At 66.1% G+C, this 20119-nt stretch carries 21 protein-coding genes; 18 read left to right on the top strand and 3 right to left on the bottom strand.

Annotation, left to right across the window (positions count from 1 at the left end; all coding sequences use genetic code 11):
• The first annotated feature begins 244 nt into the window (after positions 1-244).
• From NX780_RS02120 to NX780_RS02105, 4 genes are all read left to right on the top strand, one after another.
• Positions 245-1222, top strand: coding sequence for an RluA family pseudouridine synthase (locus tag NX780_RS02120; protein ID WP_258826217.1), 978 nt, complete (start codon positions 245-247; stop codon positions 1220-1222).
• Positions 1223-1341: 119 nt separating this feature from the next.
• The gene (locus NX780_RS02115) at positions 1342-2001 is read left to right on the top strand and encodes an HAD-IA family hydrolase (protein ID WP_258826216.1); all 660 of its coding nucleotides are present in this window, start codon (positions 1342-1344) and stop codon (positions 1999-2001) included.
• A gap of 2 nt (positions 2002-2003) precedes the next feature.
• Positions 2004-2393, top strand: a complete 390-nt coding sequence (locus NX780_RS02110) for a Rieske (2Fe-2S) protein (RefSeq protein ID WP_258826215.1) — start codon at positions 2004-2006, stop codon at positions 2391-2393.
• 14 nt (positions 2394-2407) lie between these two features.
• Positions 2408-3436, top strand: a complete 1029-nt coding sequence (locus NX780_RS02105; RefSeq protein ID WP_370663570.1) for a S49 family peptidase — start codon at positions 2408-2410, stop codon at positions 3434-3436.
• Between the two features lie 191 nt (positions 3437-3627).
• Here the strand turns inward: NX780_RS02105 and NX780_RS02100 are convergent, their stop codons facing one another.
• Positions 3628-3951: a hypothetical protein gene (locus tag NX780_RS02100; protein ID WP_258826214.1), complete on the bottom strand. Its 324-nt coding sequence runs from the start codon at positions 3949-3951 to the stop codon at positions 3628-3630.
• 225 nt (positions 3952-4176) lie between these two features.
• Here NX780_RS02100 and NX780_RS02095 point away from each other — a divergent pair, with 225 nt between their 5' ends.
• The 3 genes from NX780_RS02095 (at position 4177) to NX780_RS02085 (ending at position 7288) form a co-directional block, all read left to right on the top strand.
• The gene (locus NX780_RS02095) at positions 4177-4890 is read left to right on the top strand and encodes a pseudouridine synthase (RefSeq protein ID WP_258826213.1); all 714 of its coding nucleotides are present in this window, start codon (positions 4177-4179) and stop codon (positions 4888-4890) included.
• Positions 4891-5150: 260 nt separating this feature from the next.
• Entirely contained in the window at positions 5151-6248 is a 1098-nt protein-coding gene (locus NX780_RS02090) for a phospholipase A (RefSeq protein WP_258826212.1), read from the top strand.
• Between the two features lie 53 nt (positions 6249-6301).
• Complete coding sequence (locus NX780_RS02085; RefSeq protein ID WP_258826211.1) at positions 6302-7288, top strand: fumarylacetoacetate hydrolase family protein; 987 nt, start codon at positions 6302-6304, stop codon at positions 7286-7288.
• A 60-nt stretch (positions 7289-7348) separates the two neighbouring features.
• Here the strand turns inward: NX780_RS02085 and NX780_RS02080 are convergent, their stop codons facing one another.
• The gene (locus NX780_RS02080; protein WP_258826210.1) at positions 7349-8560 is read right to left on the bottom strand and encodes a hypothetical protein; all 1212 of its coding nucleotides are present in this window, start codon (positions 8558-8560) and stop codon (positions 7349-7351) included.
• 243 nt (positions 8561-8803) lie between these two features.
• On the opposite strand from NX780_RS02080, the gene NX780_RS02075 reads away from it, so the two are divergent.
• The 8 genes from NX780_RS02075 to NX780_RS02040 all read left to right on the top strand — a co-directional run bounded on the left by NX780_RS02075 (position 8804) and on the right by NX780_RS02040 (position 14756).
• Positions 8804-9955 carry an MraY family glycosyltransferase gene (locus NX780_RS02075; protein ID WP_258826209.1) on the top strand — a complete coding sequence of 384 codons (1152 nt, stop codon included), beginning with the start codon at positions 8804-8806 and terminating at the stop codon, positions 9953-9955.
• A gap of 48 nt (positions 9956-10003) precedes the next feature.
• Complete coding sequence (gene rfbB / locus NX780_RS02070; protein WP_258826208.1) at positions 10004-11062, top strand: dTDP-glucose 4,6-dehydratase; 1059 nt, start codon at positions 10004-10006, stop codon at positions 11060-11062.
• Between the two features lie 2 nt (positions 11063-11064).
• Entirely contained in the window at positions 11065-11976 is a 912-nt protein-coding gene (gene rfbD / locus NX780_RS02065) for a dTDP-4-dehydrorhamnose reductase (RefSeq protein ID WP_258826207.1), read from the top strand.
• The gene (gene rfbA / locus NX780_RS02060) at positions 11973-12866 is read left to right on the top strand and encodes a glucose-1-phosphate thymidylyltransferase RfbA (RefSeq protein ID WP_258826206.1); all 894 of its coding nucleotides are present in this window, start codon (positions 11973-11975) and stop codon (positions 12864-12866) included. The genes rfbD and rfbA overlap by 4 nt, the downstream gene beginning before the upstream one ends.
• Complete coding sequence (rfbC, locus tag NX780_RS02055; protein WP_258826205.1) at positions 12863-13408, top strand: dTDP-4-dehydrorhamnose 3,5-epimerase; 546 nt, start codon at positions 12863-12865, stop codon at positions 13406-13408. Before rfbA ends, rfbC begins: the two co-directional genes overlap by 4 nt.
• Positions 13409-13426: 18 nt before the next feature.
• Positions 13427-13750, top strand: coding sequence for a hypothetical protein (locus tag NX780_RS02050; protein WP_258826204.1), 324 nt, complete (start codon positions 13427-13429; stop codon positions 13748-13750).
• Between the two features lie 68 nt (positions 13751-13818).
• Positions 13819-14364: a hypothetical protein gene (locus NX780_RS02045; RefSeq protein ID WP_258826203.1), complete on the top strand. Its 546-nt coding sequence runs from the start codon at positions 13819-13821 to the stop codon at positions 14362-14364.
• Between the two features lie 29 nt (positions 14365-14393).
• On the top strand, positions 14394-14756 hold the full coding sequence (locus NX780_RS02040) for a hypothetical protein (RefSeq protein ID WP_258826202.1): 363 nt from the start codon (positions 14394-14396) through the stop codon (positions 14754-14756).
• A 1-nt stretch (position 14757) separates the two neighbouring features.
• On the opposite strand, the gene fabF is transcribed toward NX780_RS02040, so the two are convergent.
• Entirely contained in the window at positions 14758-16026 is a 1269-nt protein-coding gene (gene fabF / locus NX780_RS02035; protein WP_258826201.1) for a beta-ketoacyl-ACP synthase II, read from the bottom strand.
• A 154-nt stretch (positions 16027-16180) separates the two neighbouring features.
• Between fabF and NX780_RS02030 the strand changes: the two genes are divergently transcribed.
• The 3 genes from NX780_RS02030 (at position 16181) to NX780_RS02020 (ending at position 20104) form a co-directional block, all read left to right on the top strand.
• On the top strand, positions 16181-17212 hold the full coding sequence (locus tag NX780_RS02030; RefSeq protein ID WP_258826200.1) for an AraC family transcriptional regulator: 1032 nt from the start codon (positions 16181-16183) through the stop codon (positions 17210-17212).
• A gap of 118 nt (positions 17213-17330) precedes the next feature.
• Positions 17331-18191, top strand: a complete 861-nt coding sequence (locus NX780_RS02025) for an endonuclease/exonuclease/phosphatase family protein (protein WP_258826199.1) — start codon at positions 17331-17333, stop codon at positions 18189-18191.
• Between the two features lie 98 nt (positions 18192-18289).
• Complete coding sequence (locus NX780_RS02020; protein ID WP_258826198.1) at positions 18290-20104, top strand: ABC transporter ATP-binding protein/permease; 1815 nt, start codon at positions 18290-18292, stop codon at positions 20102-20104.
• Positions 20105-20119: the final 15 nt, after the last annotated feature.

Here is a 20119-nt window from a genome sequence, read left to right as displayed (position 1 = left end):
CAATCCAATCCTGCATTCACACGCGCAACCCGATTAACAACTGCAGGTGCAACCCTGATTCGCGCCTGAATGTGCGTACACGTTTTTTCCATCGAATTTGCCACTGGCGGGGCCGATGGAGCGCGCCCCTGTGTAAAATATCGTTTTAATTCTTACACCAGCAGAGGTTTGACCGCCGCCTGTCGATTATATATTCAAAATGAAGGACTTAGAGAGAATTTCTGGGAAGACAATGCGAACCACGATGCAAAACGATGTTGTTCCCCCTTCATCACAGCAAGCACTACAGGCGCAGTTCCTCACCATCGGCGAAGAAGAAGCCGGCCAGCGCATCGATAATTTCCTGTTGCGCATCTGCAAAGGCGTCCCCAAGAGCCACGTCTACCGCATCCTGCGTTCCGGCGAAGTCCGGGTCAACAAGGGCCGCATCGACCAGATGTACCGCCTCAACGAAGGCGACGTGGTGCGCGTGCCGCCGATCCGGATCGCCGAAAAAAGCAGCACCCAACAGGCACCGGGCGCCGAATTCGCCGTCGTGTTCGAAGATACCCACCTGCTCGTCATCGACAAGCCGGCCGGGGTCGCCGTGCATGGCGGCTCGGGCGTGTCCTATGGCGTGATCGAACAATTGCGCGCGGCGCGGCCGCAAGCCAAGTTCCTGGAGCTGGTGCACCGGCTCGACCGCGAGACCTCGGGCCTGCTGCTGATCGCAAAGAAGCGTTCCGCGCTGACGAACCTGCACGACCAGATGCGCGACGGCGTGACCGACAAGCGCTACCTGGCGGCGGTGGCCGGCGACTGGGTGAACAAGCGCCAGCATGTCAAGCTCCCTTTGCATAAATTCACGACGCCGGACGGCGAGCGCCGCGTGGTGGTGCAGGCCGGCGGCCAGGAAGCGCACACGGTGTTCAACCTGAAACGCAAGTGGCAGGACTTCGCCCTGCTGGAAGCCGAGCTCAAGACGGGCCGCACCCACCAGATCCGCGTGCATCTGGCGTCCTCCGGCTTCCCCATCCTCGGGGACGAGAAATACGGCGATTTTGCGCTGAACAAGCAGCTTCAGAAGGCAAACGACACGCGCGGAGCGCTCAAGCGCATGTTTCTGCACGCCTGCCAGATCACCTTCACCCACCCCGACACGGGCAAGCCGCTGACCCTGCGCGCGCCCCTGCCGGCCGAGTGCGACCGATTCTTGGTAAGCTTGGGGCAACCATTAACATGAATTCGTAGGGTGGTCGGCTTCGCCGACCGCGCGTTCAACTCACGGATGAGCTGCAACAGCGTATGCCGGAGCTGGACGCGCGGTCGGCAGAGCCGACCACCCTACACGACAAAAACAACATGCCAAGAAAGCAATTTGACCTGATCGTCTTCGACTGGGACGGCACGCTGATGGACAGCACGGCGACGATCGTCAAGTGCATCCAGTCGGCGGCGCGCGACCTGGGCCTGCCGGTGCCGAGCGATGCCTCGGCCGCCCACGTCATCGGCCTCGGCCTGTCCGAGGCCATGCAGGCCGTGATGCCCGATATCGATCCGGCGCTCTACCCGCGCATGGTCGAGCGCTACCGCTACCATTTCCTGACCAAGGACCACGAACTCGTGCTGTTCAAGGGCGTTCGCGACATGTTGAGCGATCTTGCAGGGGAGGGCTACTTCCTGGCCGTGGCCACGGGCAAGAGCCGCGTGGGCCTGAACCGGGCCTTGAATGCGGCCGGCCTGCTGTCGACGTTCGACGCCACCCGCTGTGCAGACGAAACCTTCTCGAAGCCGCACCCGGCCATGCTGCAGGAACTGACCCGCGAACTGGGCCAGGATCTCAAGCGCACCGTCATGATCGGCGACACCACCCACGACCTGATGATGGCCAGCAATGCCGGCGCCAGCGGCATCGCGGTCGAGTTCGGCGCCCATCCGGTACACCAGCTGCAAGCCTGCCACCCGGTCTTCTCGGCCAGGTCGATTCCCGAGCTGCACGCCTGGTTGCTGGAGAACGCATAAGGATGACGGTGGAAGACGGCTATTTCGTGTGCGAAGCCGGCGCCCTGCTCGATGGCGGCAAGGGTGTGCGCTTTCCGGTGATTGCGTTTGGGCAACCAGCTACCGGCTTTGTGGTACGGTATGACGGTAAACCATTTGCCTATCTGAACCGTTGTGCACACGTACCGATCGAACTGGACTGGAAACAGGGCGACTTTTTCGAATCCAGCGGGCTGTACCTGATGTGCGCAACCCATGGCGCGGTCTATGAACCGGATACCGGCAAGTGCGCCGGGGGCCCCTGCCGCGGCGGGAAGCTGCGGCCGATCCCGGTCGTCGAACGTGATGGCGGCATCTGGTGGCAGCCGGACGACATGGTCCGGGCACCAAGGGACAACACGGCAATTCAATAACCACACTGCACAGTATGAGCGACCAGACTCCCCACGAGAAGTACCCAGGCGAACAGCGTATGGAGGATCGCGGCGAACAGCGCTTCGCCGCCGACCCGACCGTGGGCAACTGGGAGCGCGCGACGCTCGAGAAGCTGGTGTTCGCCACCGTGCAGGAACGCCGCGCGGCGCGCCGCTGGGGTATCTTCTTCAAGCTGAGCTTCCTGCTGGTGGCCATTCTCGCCCTGCTGACCTATTACGACTCGACCTTCGGCCTGGGCGGCGACGAAAACCTGGGGCGTCACACGGCGTTAATCGAAATTAACGGCGAGATCGAAGCAGAAGGCAGCGGCGCGGCCGATACCGTCATTCCGTCGCTGAACAAGGCCTTCGCCGACGCCGGCTCGGCCGCGGTGGTGCTGCGCATCGACAGCCCCGGCGGCAGCCCGGTGCAGGCCGGCATCATCGTCGACGAGATCCAGCGCCTCAAGCGCGGCTACCCGGACAAGCCCCTGTATGTGGTGGTGGACGAGATGTGCGCCTCGGGCGGCTACTACATCGCCTCGGCGGCCGACCGCATCTACGTGAACAAGGCCTCGATCGTCGGCTCGGTCGGCGTGCTGATGGACAGCTTCGGCTTCGTGGGCACCATGGACAAGCTGGGCGTCGAGCGGCGCCTGCTGACGGCGGGCGAGAACAAGGGCTTCCTCGACCCCTTCAGCCCGCAGTCGGACAAGCACAAGGCGCACGCCCAGGCCATGCTCAACGAAATCCACCAGCAATTCATCGCGGTGGTGCGCGCCGGACGCGGCAAGCGCCTGAAGGAAACCCCGGAAACCTTCTCGGGCCTTTACTGGACCGGTGCGAAAGCCGTCGAGATGGGCCTGGCCGACGGTTTCGGCACGGTCGACACGGTGGCGCGCGACATCGTCAAGGCCGAGGACATCGTCGACTACACCGCCCACGAAGGCCTGCCGGAGCGCGTGCTGAAGAAATTCGGCGCGGCGGTCGGCGAGAGCGCGATCAAGGCGGTGGCCAAGGGGGCGGTGCCGCAAGTGCGATGATGTTTTCCTTGCATCCCGCGTGGCATGTTCTATATTGTGTGTAGCGCCTGGCGGGAAGGACCATAAGCAAGGCGCTCCCCACTGCACCGCGGGTGCAGCTTCGAGAGAATTCAATTCCTCACAGTGGTGTTCCTTCTCAGGAAGTGGAAACGACGGCTCCGGCCGTCGTTTTCATTTCCTGGGTAGCAGTCTCAGCAGGTGCCGAGATGTTGGGTATCACTGTCGGGAACGGGTGAGTCGTCGGGGCAGGGCGCCGGCACAGTCGCGTCCTCGTGCTGGGTGAAGCCGCCGCGGTCGAGCCAGGCCTGGAAATCGCGCCGCGCGGCAGCGAACCAGGCGGCGCGCAAGGCGGGTTCGCCGCCATGCAAATGGGGCAAGTGGCCGCCGTGCTGCCAGCGCGCGATCGCGAGCCGGGTGGGAAACAGGGCAGCGTGGGTTCTAGCCAGTTGGCGGCGCTCGGCGGGGGTAGGCGCGGGCGGGAACAGTCCATCGGTCGGTTGCGCTTCGGTGTGCACGGTCGTGTCCTATCGGTCAGGGCGAGCAGATTCTGCTGTAAAGAACTCCTCGCGGCGTTAGGCGGATTCCTAACGCGTTGAAGTCTATCAATAGGAAATTTCCGAAGCTTGACGCTCGTCAAATGAACGAGCGCATCCGGGGATGTCATGGAAACCTTACCCCAGCAGTAGGGGAGCGCTTTCCTGCCTGCCCCTTCCGCGCCGCTTCTGTTACAGTGGCGCCCCATGAGCAAACTTTCCCTGGACCGTATCCTGCAATCGCAGGGATTCGGCACCCGCAAATACTGCCGCGCCCTGATCGAGGACGGCGACGTCGCCGTCAACGGCGAGGTAGTCGACAACTTCAAGGCCACGTTCGATACCAGCGACCTGATTCTCACCGTCTTCGACGAGGAGTGGCGCTACCGCGAGCACGTCTACATCGCCCTGTACAAGCCGGCCGACTACGAATGCTCGCGCAAGCCCAGCCACCACCCCGGCGTGCTGACCCTGCTGCCCGAGCAGTTCGAGTGGCGCGACGTGCAGCCGGTCGGACGCCTCGACCACGATACCACCGGCCTGCTCCTGATGTCGGACGACGGCCCCTTCATCCACGCCCAGTCCTCGCCCAAGCGCCACGTGCCCAAGGTCTACCAGGCCACCACCGCCGAGCCCGTGACGCAGGCGCTGGTCGAGCAGATGCTCTCCGGCGTGCAGCTGCACGACGAACCGGCGCCCCTGAAGGCGGTCTCCTGCGTCCAGCGCGGCGAGCACCTGCTCGAGATCGTGCTGGAGCAGGGCAAGTACCACCAGGTCAAGCGCATGCTGGCGGCCGCCGGCAACCACTGCAGCGCGCTGCACCGATCGCAGATCGGCGGCCTGACCCTGGAATCGCTCGGCCTGGAAGAGGGGGAATGGTGCTTCCTCGAACCCGAGCAGTTGGCGCTGCTGGTGCCCTGAGCTGCTTCATGTAGGGTGGTCGGCTTCGCCGACCGCGCGTTCAACCAGCGTGTCAATGGACGATGCGCCGCATTTCACCGTGTATTTGAACGCGCGGTCGGCAGAGCGTGATCTGGTCCACTGGACCAGATCACCCCTACGAGCGACCTTAACAATGCCGTAAAGCATCGCGTGCGACATCGATCGGGCTTTTCCGCGACACTCGCGTTGACAATCCGCCATGTCCTGGCGTCCCCTCAGCCGTTTTCGCAGAAAAGCCCATGCATTTGAAGAAGATCCCCGCAGCCCTGCTGCCGTTCCTGTTCGCCCTTCCAGCCGCGGCCCAGCAGGCCCCGCAACTGTCCCGGCAGCTCGGCGAATGCGCCCAGCTCACCGACACCACCCAGCGCCTGGCCTGCTTCGACCGCCTGGCATCGGCCAATGGCGTGACGCCCGCCGCGCCCGCAGTTGCTCCGACGACCGCGCCGGCTGTAGCGACCATCACCCCCGGCCAGCAGCCGAGCGCCTTCCCCGTCAAGCCGCAGCCTGACCCGGCCGCTTCCGTCGACCCGCTGGTCGAGGCCGCGAGCGAATACACGATGGCCAGCCACTGGGAGCTCGATGACAAACACCGCCGCGGGATCTTCGTGTTCCGTCCGCACAACCCGAACTACCTGATCGGCGCCCGGACCTACCGCCCCAACGAGGCGCCCTACGAACCCTTCCGCGCCGCGGACTTCACGGGCAAGCTCTCGCATGCGGAATTGCAGTTCCAGCTCGGCTTCAAGATGAAGGCGGTCGAGACGGCCTTCGAGCTGCCGGTCGACGTGTGGTTCGGCTATACCCAGAACAGCTTCTGGCAGGCCGGCAACCGCGAAGCGTCCAGCCCTTTCCGCGAAACCAATTACCAGCCTGAGGTCATGCTGGTGACCCCGCTGAACTTCAGCGTGCTCGGGGCCAACCTGAAATTCCTGAACGTGGGCTTCAACCACCAGTCGAACGGCCAGTCCTCGACCCTGTCGCGCAGCTGGAACCGCATCTATGCCCAGGTCGGCCTGGAACGTGGCCGCTTCGCCATGACCGCCAAGGTCTGGAAGCGCATCAATGAGTCGCTGGAAGACGACAACAACCCGGACATCGTCGACTACCTGGGACGCGGCGAGCTGGCCGGCACCTACCGCATCGACGGGCACGAGTTCTCGGCCCTGCTGCGCCATAACTTCCACACCAATAAGAGCGCCACCCAGCTGGGCTGGGCCTTCCCGCTGGCCGGGCCGCTCAAGGGCTATGTGCACTGGTTCTCGGGCTACGGACAGAGCCTGATCGACTACAACTACTTCCAGCGCACCATCGGCGCCGGCGTCGTCGTTCAATACTAGGAAGCTATCCCAGGCGTTCTACAATAGCGGTTTGCCAAACAAACCGCTCACCGATGAAACTTGCCACGCTCAATGACGGCACCCGCGACGGCCAGCTGCTGGTCGTCGCGCGCGACCTGAAAACCGCCCACGTCGCCGACGGCATCGCGCCGACCCTGCAGGCCGCGCTCGACGACTGGGCCTTCATCGCGCCCCAGCTGGCGGACCTGTCCCTGCTGCTGAACGAAGGCCGCGCACGCCGCCCCTTCGATTTCGACCCGGGCAAATGCATGGCGCCCCTGCCGCGCGCCTACCAGTGGGCCGACGGCTCCGCCTACGTCAACCACGTCGAGCTGGTGCGCCGCGCGCGCAATGCCGAGATGCCGGCCTCCTTCTGGGAAGACCCCCTGATGTACCAGGGCGGCAGCGACGATTTTCTCGGGCCAATGCAGGACATCGTGCTGGCGCACGAGGAATGGGGCATCGATTTCGAGGCCGAGGTGGCGGTGGTCACGGGGGATGTGCCGATGGGCGCGACGCCGGACGAAGCGCATGCCCAGATCCGGCTGCTCATGCTGGCCAACGACGTCTCGCTGCGCAACCTCATTCCCGACGAACTGGCCAAGGGCTTCGGCTTCCTGCAGTCGAAGCCGGCCACCAGTTTCGCGCCGGTGGCGGTGACGCCGGACGAGCTGGGCGAGGCCTGGCGCGACGGCAAGGTGCACCTGCCGCTGCGCTCGGTATGGAATGGGCACCTGGTCGGCCAGCCGCATGCGGGTACCGACATGGTGTTCAATTTCCCGCAGCTGGTGGCCCACCTGGCCAAGAGCCGCAATGTGCGCGCCGGCAGCATCGTCGGCTCGGGAACGGTGTCGAACAAGGATTCCTCGAAGGGATACTCCTGCATCGCCGAGCAGCGCTGCCTGGAAATGATCGCGGATGGCCAGGCCAGCACGCCCTTCATGCGTTTCGGCGACACGATCCGCATCGAGATGCTGGACGAGAAGGGCAAGTCGATTTTTGGGGCCATCGACCAGGCGGTAAAGCGTTTGGAAAAGTAGGGTGGTCGGCTGTGCCGACCGCGCGTTCAACCAGCGGATGAATGGACGATGCGCGTCTGGTCACCGTGTGGTTGAACGCGCGGACGGCGAAGCCGCCTTTCGTGGCCCGGTCCACCCTACCCAAAAATCGTCGTCCGCGGCGGTACCGCGCAGGTCCACCTCGACCGGCCGGCTGATGCGGCGCAGCACCCCGGCCCCCAGCAGGCGCCCGTCCGGCTCGTGCAGCCGGTACCACAGGAAGGCCACGCCCGAGAGGCGCAGCTGCTGGCCGCTGAACAGGTTTTCCTTCACGATGGACAAGCCTTCCAGGCGCAGTTCCACGTCCAGCAGCAGGGCGCCGGCCGTGCGCTCGCTGTAGCCGAGGTAGCGCGCGGCATTGAACAGCGGGCTCTTTTCGCTGGCTTCGCCGGCCTTGAGCGACTCCACGAAGGCATCGACCACCTTCAGCTGGGCCAGCGCCGCCTGGGCAACTGCCGTCATTTCCTTCTTCTGCTCGCCCTTGGCGCCTTCCAGCAGGCCCTGCAGCTCGGCGATGCGCTGGGCGTAGGCGGCGCGATGGCCGGCCAGGGACGCCACCCGGCCGAGCAGCTTCTCGTAGCGAGCCCAGTCGAGTTCGCCGAGATAGCCGGCGCCCAGGCCCAGGATGCGCTCCGGGCAAGCCTGGGCCAGGGCGGTGGCGAACAGAAGCCGCGTTCCCTCGCCGAAGTTGCTGCTGGAGAGCGTCACGTCGCTGCGCAGCAGGGCGGCGATGTCGGCGCCGGCGCGCACCGTGCTCGGTATGGCAGCCAGCACGCCGAGGGGCAGGGCGGCGATGCCGGAGCCGGGTGGACGCTGCAGGTCGAGGTAGCGCTGCAGCTCCTTGTTCTTGTCGGCCATGTCGCCGGACAAGCGGGCGAGGGCGCTGTCCACGGTGCGCGCCGCCACCATGCCCTGGCTGGCTGCCGGCTCGTAGAGCGCGGCGGCACGTCCGCGTGGGATCCGTGTGCATACTTCCCCAGCCAGCTCGCGCGCCAGGTCCACCGCGCGCACCAGGCCGGCGGCGCCGAACTGGCGGGTGTCGATGGCGCCCGCCAGCGCCTTCGACTGGGCCGGCGGCAGCCGCGCCATCAGCTCCGCCCGTTCCGCCTCCGCGATCGCCTGGCGCGCCTCGGCCTCGGCCTCCCGTGCGCGCAGCTCCGCCAGCTCAGCCGTAGACTGTGCATATGCATATACCGGCAGGCCGGCCAGGACGAGCAGGGCCAGGACAGAGCGAAGGAGACGGAGCAGGGCCATGCGGGCACCTCCGGAAACGGCAGCGAAAGGGTGAAAACTTGCCGTAAGAAAAGTGTAATAAATTGTCGAGAATATTAGGAGAAGTTTCAGGGAGGTTGATTGCGATTTCTTAAGGTTCCAGAATCGCCAAATTGTGCTTTGACAATCAAAGACTTGCGGTGGGTGCGTGTTACGCCCTGTAACACGTTTGGACGTTGGTTAAAAAGAAATGCGCTAGAATTGACGAGTTAACAAAGTGGTTCTATGAGTATTATTAATTTGCCATTTGCCGGCCTCGAGCTTGGTTTTGCCGTATCGCTCGCCTGTTCGCTGCTGCTCGTCATGACGACGCGCTGGCATGGGCGCTACTCGCTCGACGCAACGCAAGGCGTACAAAAATTCCACATCACGCCGACGCCCCGCATCGGCGGCGCGGCCATCATGCTCGGCCTGTGGCTCGCCCTCGGGGTCATGCCGGGCGACCAGCAGGAACTGCTGCTGCCGGTGCTGGTGGCGGCCATGCCTGCTTTTGTCTTCGGCCTGGCAGAAGATCTCACCCGTAATGTTTCGGTGCGGGCGCGCCTGCTCGCGACCATGGCCAGCGGCGTCTGCTGCTGGGCCTTGACCGGCGTCAGCCTGATGCACAGCGGCATCGCCTCGCTCGACATGCTGCTCGCCTGGCTGCCTTTCTCGGTGCTGTTCACCGCTTTCGCGGTGGGCGGGGTGGCGAATGCGGTCAACATCATCGACGGTTTCAACGGCCTGGCCAGCGGCACCGTGCTCATCGGCATGGCCGCGCTCGGCCTGATCGCCCAGGATGCCGGCGACGCCACCCTGGCCGAATTGTGCTTCGTGGTCTGCGCCGTCACTGCCGGCTTCTTCGTCATCAATTTCCCGTTCGGCAAGCTGTTCCTCGGCGACGGCGGCGCCTACCTGCTTGGTTTCCTGCTGTCCTGGCTGTCCGTGATGCTGGTCTACCGCAACCCGGACGTCTCGCCCTGGGCGCCGCTGCTGGCCTGCGGCTATCCGATCTTCGAGACCGTGTTCACCATCGTGCGCCGCCTCTGGTGCCGCCGTCATCCGGGCCACCCGGACAGCTGGCACCTGCACAGCCTGGTCAAGACCGCGATCGCGGCGCGCTACTTCCGCGCGCTGCCGGCGCCGCTGCGCAATGCCTGCGTCTCGCCCTTCTCCTGGGCGGTCGCCACCGTCCCGGCGCTGCTGGCGGTGCGCTTCGCCGACGCGCCGGACGCCCTGATGCAGGGCGTGCTGGCCAGCTTCCTGCTCTACCTTTCCGTGTATTCCTTCGTGGTCTCGGCCTGGTGGGCGCGCCGCCGCCGCACGCAGCGCAGCAGCCCGCTGACCGACATCGCGCTCGAGCCCACCAACTCCTCCTTCATCCAGCGCGGTCTCTGAGCGATAATCGGGTTGCGCGCAACCTGATATCAACCAAGCGGAGACCGTATGACCATCCTTGTAACCGGCGGCGCCGGCTTCATCGGCGCAAACTTCGTGCGCGACTGGCTGTCGCAGAGCGAAGAGCCGGTTGTCAACCTCGACAAGCTGAGCTATGCCGGCAACCTGGACAACCTGGCCGGGCTTAGGGATGACGCGCGCCATATCTTTGTCCACGGTGACATCGGCGACACCGCCTTGCTGGCGCGGCTGCTGCGCGAGCACCGGGTGCGGGCGGTACTGAACTTCGCGGCCGAGACCCACGTCGACCGCTCGATCGACAGCCCTGCCGCCTTTGTCGATACCAATGTCATGGCGACCTTCGGGCTGCTGGAAGCGGCGCGCGCATACTGGAACACGCTCGAAGGCGCGGCGCGCGCGGACTTCCGCTTCCTGCACGTGTCCACCGACGAGGTCTACGGATCGCTGGCGCCCGACGCCCCGGCCTTCGCCGAGACCCACCGCTACCAGCCGAACAGCCCCTACGCGGCCAGCAAGGCGGCGGCCGACCACCTGGTGCGGGCATGGCACCATACCTACGGCCTGCCGGTGTTGACCACCAACTGTTCCAACAACTACGGTCCCTACCAGTTCCCCGAGAAGCTGATTCCACTGGTGATCCACAAGGCCCTGCAAGGCGAGCCGTTGCCGGTCTACGGCGACGGCCGCCAGGTGCGCGACTGGCTGTTCGTCGGGGACCACTGCGCCGCGCTGCGCCGCGTTCTCGAGGCGGCCGCACCGGGCGAGACGTACAATGTGGGCGGCAATCAGGAGATGGCGAACATCGACGTGGTGCGCCTGCTGTGCAGCATCCTCGACGAACTGCGCCCGCGTGCGGACGGCGCCTCCTACGCCACCCAGATCGCTTTTGTCACCGACCGCCCCGGGCACGACCGCCGCTATGCGATCGACGCCACCAGACTCGAACGTGAGCTCGGCTGGCGGCCCCAGGAAACCTTCGGCACCGGCATCCGCCAGACCGTGGCCTGGTACCTCGAACATGGCGACTGGGTCGACCGCGTAACGAGCGGCGCCTACCGCGACTGGATCGCGCGCCAGTACGGCTAGCCATGAAGATCCTCCTGCTCGGCAAGGATGGCCAGGTCGGCTGGGAACTGCAGCGCGCCCTGGCGCCGCTCGGCGAACTGCATGCGCTCGGACGCATGGACCTGGGCCTGTGTGACACGGACGGACTGCGCGCCCGCGTGCGCGCCATCGCACCCGACGTGATCGTCAACGCGGCCGCCTGGACGGCGGTCGACCGCGCCGAAAGCGAGGAAGCGGCGGCGCAGGCGGTCAATGCGCGCGCCCCCACCGTGCTGGCCGAGGAAGCCGCGCGCATGAACGCCTGGCTGGTGCACTACTCAACCGACTATGTCTTCGACGGCCGCAAGGACGGCGCCTATAACGAGCAGGATGCGGTGAACCCCCTGTCCGCCTATGGCCGCAGCAAGGCGGCTGGCGAGGAGGGCATCCGTGCCAGCGGCGTGCGCCACCTGATCCTGCGGACCGGCTGGGTCTTCGGACGCGGGCAGAACTTCGCGCACACCATCCTGTCGCTGGCGCGCGAACGCGAGCGGATCAAGGTGGTGGCCGACCAGTTCGGGGCGCCGACCGCGGCCGAGCTGCTGGCCGACGTCACCGCGCTGGCCCTGTACCGCATTGCGGCCATGGGCGCAGGGGCGGACGCCTTGTCCGGCACCTACCATGTGGCAGCCGGCGGACGCACCAGCTGGCACGCCTACGCGCGCCATCTCGTTGCCGAGGCGACGGCAGCGGGCGCCCCGTTACGCGCCACGCCAGAGGGCATCCTGCCCATCGCCACCGCAGACTGGCCGACGCCCGCCGCGCGGCCGGCCAACGGCGCCCTCGACTGCAGCAAGTTCCGCGCCGCCTTCGGCCTGGTGCTGCCGGACTGGCGCCATCACCTCAACCGTTTCGTCGCCACCCTGGTGGCCGACAGCAAGGTATCCCGTTCATGAAGAACACGAAACGCAAGGGCATCATCCTCGCAGGGGGCAGCGGCACCCGTCTCTATCCGGCCACGCTGGCCGTCTCGAAGCAGCTCATGCCGGTGTTCGACAAGCCGATGATCTACTATGGGCTCAGCACCCTGATGCTGGCCGGGATCCGCGACATCCTCGTCATCTCCACGCCCCAGGACACGCCGCGCTTCGCACAGCTGCTGGGCGACGGCGCGCGCTTCGGCCTCGACATCTCCTACGCCGTGCAGGCTTCACCGGACGGCATCGCCCAGGCCTACCTGATCGGGGCCGACTTCCTGGACGGCAGCCCGTCGGCGCTGGTCCTGGGCGACAACATCTTCTACGGCCACGACCTGTTCCAGCTGCTGGGCCGCGCCAGCGCCAGCGAGGACGCCACCATCTTCGCCTACCACGTGCAGGATCCGGAGCGCTACGGCGTGGTCGAATTCGACGATGACGGGCGCATCGTCGGCCTGGAAGAAAAGCCGCGCGCTCCGCGCTCGAACTATGCGGTGACCGGCCTGTATTTCTACGACGGCGAGGCGGTCGAGATCGCGCGCACGCTGCGGCCTTCGGCGCGCGGCGAACTCGAGATCACGGACATGAGCCGGCACTACATGCAGCGCGGCCGCCTGCAGGTCGAGATCCTGCGCCGCGGCTACGCCTGGCTCGACACCGGCACCCACGAGTCGCTGCTGGACGCCAGCCAGTTCATCGCCACGCTGGAACGGCGCCAGGGCCTGAAGGTGGCCTGCCCCGAGGAGATCGCCTTCCGCATGGGCTGGATCGGCGCCACCGAACTGGCCGCGCTCGCGGAACCGATGCGCAACAACGGCTATGGCCAGTACCTGCTGCGCGTGCTGAGCGAGAGAGGCGTCAAGCGGTGAAGGCGACCCCACAATCGATTCCCGACGTCCTGCTGATCGAACCCGAGGTCTTCGGCGACGAGCGCGGCTTCTTTTACGAGAGCTTCAATGCACGCCGTTTCGCGCAAACGCTCGGCTGGCCGGTCGACTTCGTGCAGGACAGCCATTCGCGCTCGGGCGCCGGCGTGCTGCGCGGGCTGCACTACCAGATCCAGCATCCACAGGGCAAGCTGGTGCGCGTGATCGCCGGCAGCGTCTACGACGTGGCGGTGGACCTGCGCCGCGGCTCGCCGACCTTCGGCCAGTGGGTCGGCCACGTGCTCAGTAGCGAGAACCGTCACCAGATGTGGATTCCGCCGGGCTTCGCGCACGGCTTCCTGGCCTTGTCGGACAGCGCGGAATTCGTCTACAAGTCGACCGATTACTACCACCCCGAGCACGAGCGCTGCATCGCCTGGGACGATCCGCAACTGGCGATCGCGTGGCCCCTGGCCGGTGCGCCGATCCTGTCGGCACGCGACCGGCAGGGTACGCCCTTTTCCAGGGCCGAGGTCTATGCCTGAGGGCGCGACGAGGACAATATGGACGAGCTGACGAGAGCCGGCATCATCAAGAGCGGCTGGCAGATACATGCGGTGATTGAGGAGGCGGCTCTGCGCCACACGGCCGTCAAGGGAGAGGGCCAACCTTCGCCGGAGTGGTTTGAGAAGCAGCGCCTGCTGCTGGCCGACATGGCGATCCACCTGCTGCAGACCGCGCTCAAGCCCGGAGAGATCGAGCTGGACAAGCTGAGGGACAACCTGCACGCGATCATGACGATCTCGGATGGCTTCCTGCCGCATGCGGGGCTCAAGGACGCGACCGGGAAAATCTACGAGGGCGTGGAAGTGCGGGGTCGGCAATAATCGTTGAGATTCCGGCAAGTAGCGCTCACTATAATGGGTCCATGGCGTCGTCAATTCGGAGGATTCACATGAACAGCATCTCTCGTCTCGCGTTTCTGCTTCTCTGCACGGCCGGCGCCGCGCAAGCCGCCGAACCGATGAAGGAGTTGGGTATGCCGCTGGGTAAGAAGATGCAGACGCCCATCGCGCTGTGCCCGAGCGAGGGGCCGGCCAGGGATGCGACCTCGCCATGCTGGGTCAAGGCGCCGAAGATCCTCAAGGGCGGCATCCAGTCCGGTTCCCTGGTGGTGCCGCCGTCTGCCAACAAACACGAATGGACGGCTCCCGGCACCTATGGCGCAACGGTCGACAGGCACGGCGTCCTGCTCTCGGTGACCGTTCATTCCGCGCGCGCCGACGAGTTTGCGAAGATCAGGGGTTCCCTCACCGCGCGTCTCGGGAAGAACCTGCGCGCATTCCATACCGACGAACAGCGCCGCACGGCCCAGTGGGAGTGGAAGGATGCCGTGATCAACCTGGATTGCAGCGCTGAGCTCGGCTGCGCGACGCGTTTCGCGTTCGAGGATCGCGAAGAGAAGCGCCTGCAGTTCGCGACGGCCATGTGGAAGAGGTAAGCCCGGCCATTCCAACCATATGTGCCGCCATGAAGAAGCGCCTGGCCAAACCGGGTCTCGTATGCCTCGTCTTCATCGCGGCAATCGCGCTGGCGCTGCTGTCGTCAAATGTCGAGCGCATTGGCCCCGAACTGGTCCAAAGCGGCAATCTGTGTGGACCAGTCGGTAACGATCCCTGCTACAAGCCGGCGCTGAAGGGAGGCTTTCCCTTCGCCTACCTGTTCGATCAGCCGGGAATATCGGTCGAGGGAAGGCTCTCCTTCTTCGAAGACACGCTCTACGTAGGGCCGCTTGTCCTCGACATTGCCATGTATTACGCCGCCATCCTGCTCGTCTTCCGGCTCCTCTCGCGTTTGCGCCCGGCTTCTCCAGGCGCCGAAGCGCAAGACTGAATCAAAGCCGGCCGAACACCAGGCTCGCATTCACGCCCCCGAAACCGAAACCGTTCGAGATCGCATGGTTCGTTGCGATGCTGCGCGCCGAGCCGCTGACGACGTCGACGCCTTCCGCCGCCGGATCGAGCTGCTCCACGTTCAGGGTCGCCGGCGCGACCTGGTCGCGCAGCGCCAGCACCGTGAAGATCGCCTCCACGCCGCCGGCCGCGCCCAGCAGGTGCCCCGTCGAGGATTTTGTGGCCGACACGGCCGGCCCGCGTCCCGCGCCAAAGATGGTCCGGATGGCGGCCAGCTCGCTGATGTCGCCCACCGGCGTGGACGTCGCATGCGCATTCAGGTGTCCGATCTGCTCCGGCGCCAGCTTCGCCTGGCGGATCGCCAGTTCCATCGCGCGCCGTCCGCCGGCGCCGTCGTCGGGCGGGGAGGTCATGTGGTAGGCATCGGCGCTGGTGCCGTAGCCGAGCAGTTCCATGATCGGCGTGGCGCCGCGGCGCAGGGCATGTTCCAGTTCCTCGATTACCAGCATGCCGGCGCCTTCGCCCATGACGAAGCCGTCGCGGGCGACGTCGAAGGGACGCGAGGCGCGGGCCGGCTCCTCGTTGAAGCTGGTGGACATGGTGCGCGCGGCGGCGAAGGCGCCGAAGCTGACGCGGTCGATGCAGGCCTCGGCGCCGCCGCAGACGGCGACATCGGCTTCGCCGGCGCGGATCAGGCGCATCGCGTCGCCGATGGCTTGCGCGCTGGCCGCGCAGGCCGTCACGGGCGCGCCCAGCGGGCCGCGAAAGCCGTGGCGGATCGAGATGTGGCCGGCCGCCATATTCGCCAGGAAGCTCGGCACCGTGAAGGGCGACAGCCGCTTCGGCCCGCGTCCATCCGTCGTCCTGACGGCATCGACGATGGCGCCGAAGCCACCCACGCCGGAGCCGACGATGGTGGCCGTCCGTTCGCGCGCCTCCTCGCTGTCCGGCTGCCAGCCGGCCTGCTGCAGGGCTTCCTGGGCCGCGGCCAGGGCGAACATGGTGAAGCGGTCCATCTTCTTCTGGTCCTTGGGCTCGACCGCGCGGTCGGGATCGAAGCCCCACGGGCAATCCGCACTCAACACCGGCACCGCGCCGCCGACCTTGGCCGCGATGCCGTCCGTGACGTCGATCGGCAGGGCGACCAGGCCGGACTGGCCGTCCAGCAGGCGCCGCCAGGCGGCCTCGACGCCGACGCCCAGGGGCGACACCATTCCCATGCCGGTCACGACAATACGCTTTGTACTCACACCATGCTCCTGTCTAATTTGCAAAATACGCCATCCGCCGGTCCCCGCGAGGGAAGGGATGCGGTAGCATTCATGCGCCAGTATAGGGAGGCGTGATCGGAATAGTTGGCTGATCGCGCCAATCAATGTGCAAAGTGCGCCATAATACGGACCTATGGACCAGTCCTGGCAACGCTCCCTCACGGTCTCGGCGCACTTCCTTCACGGAATGCTCGACGCCCTGCGCACCCGTCACGGCGACGAGGCGGCGCTGCTCGCACTCGGCAGTGCGGCGATTCCCCAGTCCCTGCTGGTGCAGCCTGACGCGCGTCTCACGCGCCAGCAGTACGCGGCGCTGTACCGGACGGTGGCGGCGACGCTCGACGACGAGATGCTGGGGCTGTGGTCCAGGCCGATCCGTAGCGGCACCCTGAAGTACCTGATGCTCAGCCTGCTGGATGCGCCGACCGTGCTGGTGGCCCTGAACCGCTTCGTGCGCTTCTGGAACCTGCTGCTGGACGACTTCCGGCTGCAGATCTCGACGAAGAACCGGCTGGTGAGCATCAAGCTGGTCGAGCGCGCGCCCGGCGCCCGGGTCACGCCGCTGGCGCACGAGCTCATGATGAAGCTGGTCCACGGCATCGCCTCCTGGCTGCTGGGCCGGGAGATCAACCTGCACCAGGTCTGTTTCGGCTTCGCGAGGCCGCGGCATGCGGAGGACTACGCCTTCCTCTTTCCCGGCGAGCTGCGCTTCGATGCGGCGGCAACAAGCGTCGATTTCCACTACCAGGATTGCGCCGAGCAGTTCAGGCGCGAAAAGCACGAGCTGTGGGCCTTCCTGAAGCGGGCGCCCGAGGACTGGACCTTCAGCGCCTTCCACCGCGCCTCGCTCACCGCGAAGACGCGCGACTACCTCGAGCAGCACATCGCGCAGCCGGTCACGATCCAGGATCTCGCGCAGGCCCTGCACACCTCCGTGCGCACGCTCAACCGCCGTTTCGCGCAAGAGGGCACGCATTTCCAGTCGGTGAAGGACGGGCTGCGCCGGGATATCGCGGTCCACCGGCTGGCCAATTCGAACACCGGCGTGGAAGCGCTGGCCTTCGACCTGGGCTTCTCGAACGCCACCGGCTTTTGCCGCGCATTCAGGCACTGGACCGGCAGCAGCCCGAGCGACTATCGCAAGGGCACCCGCCAGGGCGAATGACGGTCGCCGCCGTTTTAGTAAAAGACCTAAAACGGTGCGGCTTCTCCTTCATTTGCGCAACACATTCCTTCGAATGTGGTTAACTCTTCGGGGTGCATTTCATCCCGGGACCATTCACATGAACACACGTTCTCTCTCTCGTTTTCTCGCCTGCGCCGCGCTGATCCTGCTGGCCTGGACGCCCGCCGCGTCGGCTGCCGAGCCGCAGCCCTTCAACGTCGCCACCTACAACCTGCGCTACAACAACCCCGGCGACGGCCCCAATGCCTGGCCGGCCCGCAAGGACGCCGTCAAGGCCCTGATCCGCTACCACGAGTTCGATGTCTTCGGCACCCAGGAAGGGCTGGCCGGCCAGATCGCCGACCTGGCGCAGATGGAGGAGTTCGACCACGTCGGCGTGGGCCGCGACGACGGCAGGCAGGCCGGCGAGCATTCGGCGATCTTCTTCCGCAAGAGCCGCTTCGCCTTGCTGGGCAAGGGCGACTTCTGGCTCAGCGAAACGCCCGATCGTCCTTCCTTCGGCTGGGACGCCACATGCTGCCATCGGCTCGCCTCATGGGCGCGCCTGCGCGACCGCACGAGCAACCGCGTGTTCTACGTGTTCTCGGTCCACTTCGACCACGAGGGACAGCAGGCCCGGCGCGCCTCGGCCGACCTGGTGCTGCGCAAGATCGCCGAGATCAGCCGCGGCGAACCGGCCATCTGCGTGGGCGACTTCAACTCCACACCGGAGACGCCGCAGATCCAGGCGATGAGCAAGACGATGCGCGACGCACGCCAGGCCAGCCAATCGCCGCCCTATGGCCCGGTCGGCACCTTCAACGCCTTCCGCCTGGATGCCGCCATGCAGGACCGCATCGACTACATCTTCGTCGACCGGCACGCCGAGGTGCTCAAGTATGCGGTGCTGAGCGATTCGTTCGAGCGGCGCTATCCGTCGGACCACCATCCGGTCGTCGCGCGGGTGGTACTCAAGTAGAGGGCTGGGCGCTATGTCCGCTTTCGCACGGAACAGCGGCCTGCCCAGCCGTATTCTGGAGGTGAACCAACACCCTGCCGGGTTACCGCATCACCGCCATGAGCACGCCACCTCTCGCTACCGCCGACGCCTCCAACGCACAGGGCGCGGCGGCGCCAGCAGCACCGCCCCGGGCAGCGCCCCTCTCGCTCGCCGCCTGGAAGCAGTTCCTCGGCGTGGCGAAACCCTACTGGCTGGGTGAAGAGAAGGGCAGGGCCTGGTCCCTGCTGCTGCTCCTGGTCGTGCTGATGCTGGTCGAGACCAAGCTGGCCGTCATGCTCAACGACCAGGCCGGCGAGATGACGTCGGCGCTGGCGGGCAGGAGCGCCGACCGCTTCTGGACCTCGGTGCACACCTGCCTGTTCATCCTGGCCTTCGCGGTGCCGGCCTACGCTTTCTATTACTACATGCGCGACCTGTTCGCGAACCAGTGGCGGCGCTGGCTGACGGGCCGCTTCCTCGACGGCTACCTCGGTGGACGAAAGTACTACGCGCTGGGCGGCGACGGGGAGATCGACAACCCGGACCAGCGCATCAGCGAAGACATCAACACCTTCACCGGCAGGTCGATCCACTTCCTGCTGATTTTCCTCGGCTCGCTGATGCAGCTGGTGGCCTTCAGCGCCGTGCTGTGGTCGATCTCGCACCTGCTGGTCGGTGTGCTGGTGACGTACGCGCTGGCCGGCACCGTGGTCGCGCTCTGCGTCTTCGGCAAGCCGCTGATCCACCTGAACTTCTGGCAGCTGCGGCGCGAGGCGGATTTCCGTTTCAGCCTGATGCGCCTGCGCGAGAATGCCGAATCCATCGCCTTCTACCGCGGCGAAGCGCAGGAGCGCGCCCACATCGACGGCGCCTTCGACAAGGTGTTCCGCAACTTCGCAGGCCTGATCAGGCGCCAGCGTTCGCTCAACCTGTTCCAGCGCAGCTTCAGCCAGCTGACCCTGGTGCTGCCCTTCGTGATCCTGGCGAAGGGCGTGCTGTCGGGCGAACTCGAGGTGGGCAAGGCAGTGCAGGCCGCCGGGGCGTTCACCGCCGTGCTGTCCGCCGTCGGCGTCATCGTCGACAACTTCGAGAGCCTGAGCCGCTTTGTCACCGGCATCGGCCGCCTGCATGCGCTGGCGCGGCTGGTGCTGCCGGATGCGACAGCCCAGGACCCGGCGAACGAGCCGCGCATCGCGATGCTCCCCGCGCAGCAGCTCGCGCTGGACAAGCTGACGCTGCATCCGCCGCAGTCGAGCCGGGTGCTGGTCAGGGACTTGAGCCTCTCCTTGACGCCGGGCGACGCGCTCCTGATCACGGGCGAAAGCGGCTGCGGCAAGAGTTCGCTGCTGCGGGCGATCGCGGGCCTGTGGTGCAGGGGGAGCGGCACCATCCACCATCCGCCCGCGCACGACTGCTTCTTCCTGCCGCAGCAGCCCTATCTGCAGCCGGGCACCCTGCGCAGCCAGCTGGTCTACCCCAGCAGCGCGTCACCGCTGGATGACGCGGCGTTGCTGCGCATCCTGCAGCAGGTGCAGCTGCCGCGCCTGGCCGAGCGCGCGGGCGGCCTGGATGCCGTGCAGGACTGGGACAAGCTGCTCTCGGTCGGCGAGCAGCAGCGCCTGGCTTTCGCCCGGGTGCTGGTGCACGCGCCGCGCATCGTCTTCCTCGACGAGGCGACCAGTGCCCTCGACGGCAGCAACGAGGCCGCGCTGTACGCGCTGCTGCGCGCGAAGGGCACGACCCTGGTCAGCATCGCCCACCGGCCCGCCGTGCTGCGCCACCATACCCACGTGCTGCGCCTGACGGGCGAGGGCGGATGGGAGCTGATGGAGGCCGGCGCCTTCCAGTTCGACGGCACCGTGGTGAGTTTTCCCGGTAGCAAAGCGGCGTAGGGTGGTCGGCTATGC

Source organism: Massilia agri (genome assembly GCF_024753255.1).
Taxonomy (GTDB): Bacteria; Pseudomonadota; Gammaproteobacteria; order Burkholderiales; family Burkholderiaceae_D; genus Telluria; species Telluria agri.
This window is presented reverse-complemented; position numbering and strand designations above follow the sequence as displayed.

Bases quoted from the DNA above. Each gene is read 5' to 3' on its own strand.
- NX780_RS02120 (WP_258826217.1), top strand. From the start codon at position 245: ATGCAAAACGATGTTGTTCCCCCTTCATCACAGCAAGCACTACAGGCG.
- NX780_RS02115 (WP_258826216.1), top strand. From the start codon at position 1,342: ATGCCAAGAAAGCAATTTGACCTGATCGTCTTCGACTGGGACGGCACG.
- NX780_RS02110 (WP_258826215.1), top strand. From the start codon at position 2,004: ATGACGGTGGAAGACGGCTATTTCGTGTGCGAAGCCGGCGCCCTGCTC.
- NX780_RS02105 (WP_370663570.1), top strand. From the start codon at position 2,408: ATGAGCGACCAGACTCCCCACGAGAAGTACCCAGGCGAACAGCGTATG.
- NX780_RS02095 (WP_258826213.1), top strand. From the start codon at position 4,177: ATGAGCAAACTTTCCCTGGACCGTATCCTGCAATCGCAGGGATTCGGC.
- NX780_RS02090 (WP_258826212.1), top strand. From the start codon at position 5,151: ATGCATTTGAAGAAGATCCCCGCAGCCCTGCTGCCGTTCCTGTTCGCC.
- NX780_RS02085 (WP_258826211.1), top strand. From the start codon at position 6,302: ATGAAACTTGCCACGCTCAATGACGGCACCCGCGACGGCCAGCTGCTG.
- NX780_RS02080 (WP_258826210.1), bottom strand. From the start codon at position 8,560: ATGGCCCTGCTCCGTCTCCTTCGCTCTGTCCTGGCCCTGCTCGTCCTG.
- NX780_RS02075 (WP_258826209.1), top strand. From the start codon at position 8,804: ATGAGTATTATTAATTTGCCATTTGCCGGCCTCGAGCTTGGTTTTGCC.
- rfbB (WP_258826208.1), top strand. From the start codon at position 10,004: ATGACCATCCTTGTAACCGGCGGCGCCGGCTTCATCGGCGCAAACTTC.
- rfbD (WP_258826207.1), top strand. From the start codon at position 11,065: ATGAAGATCCTCCTGCTCGGCAAGGATGGCCAGGTCGGCTGGGAACTG.
- rfbA (WP_258826206.1), top strand. From the start codon at position 11,973: ATGAAGAACACGAAACGCAAGGGCATCATCCTCGCAGGGGGCAGCGGC.
- NX780_RS02050 (WP_258826204.1), top strand. From the start codon at position 13,427: ATGGACGAGCTGACGAGAGCCGGCATCATCAAGAGCGGCTGGCAGATA.
- NX780_RS02045 (WP_258826203.1), top strand. From the start codon at position 13,819: ATGAACAGCATCTCTCGTCTCGCGTTTCTGCTTCTCTGCACGGCCGGC.
- NX780_RS02040 (WP_258826202.1), top strand. From the start codon at position 14,394: ATGAAGAAGCGCCTGGCCAAACCGGGTCTCGTATGCCTCGTCTTCATC.
- NX780_RS02030 (WP_258826200.1), top strand. From the start codon at position 16,181: ATGGACCAGTCCTGGCAACGCTCCCTCACGGTCTCGGCGCACTTCCTT.
- NX780_RS02025 (WP_258826199.1), top strand. From the start codon at position 17,331: ATGAACACACGTTCTCTCTCTCGTTTTCTCGCCTGCGCCGCGCTGATC.
- NX780_RS02020 (WP_258826198.1), top strand. From the start codon at position 18,290: ATGAGCACGCCACCTCTCGCTACCGCCGACGCCTCCAACGCACAGGGC.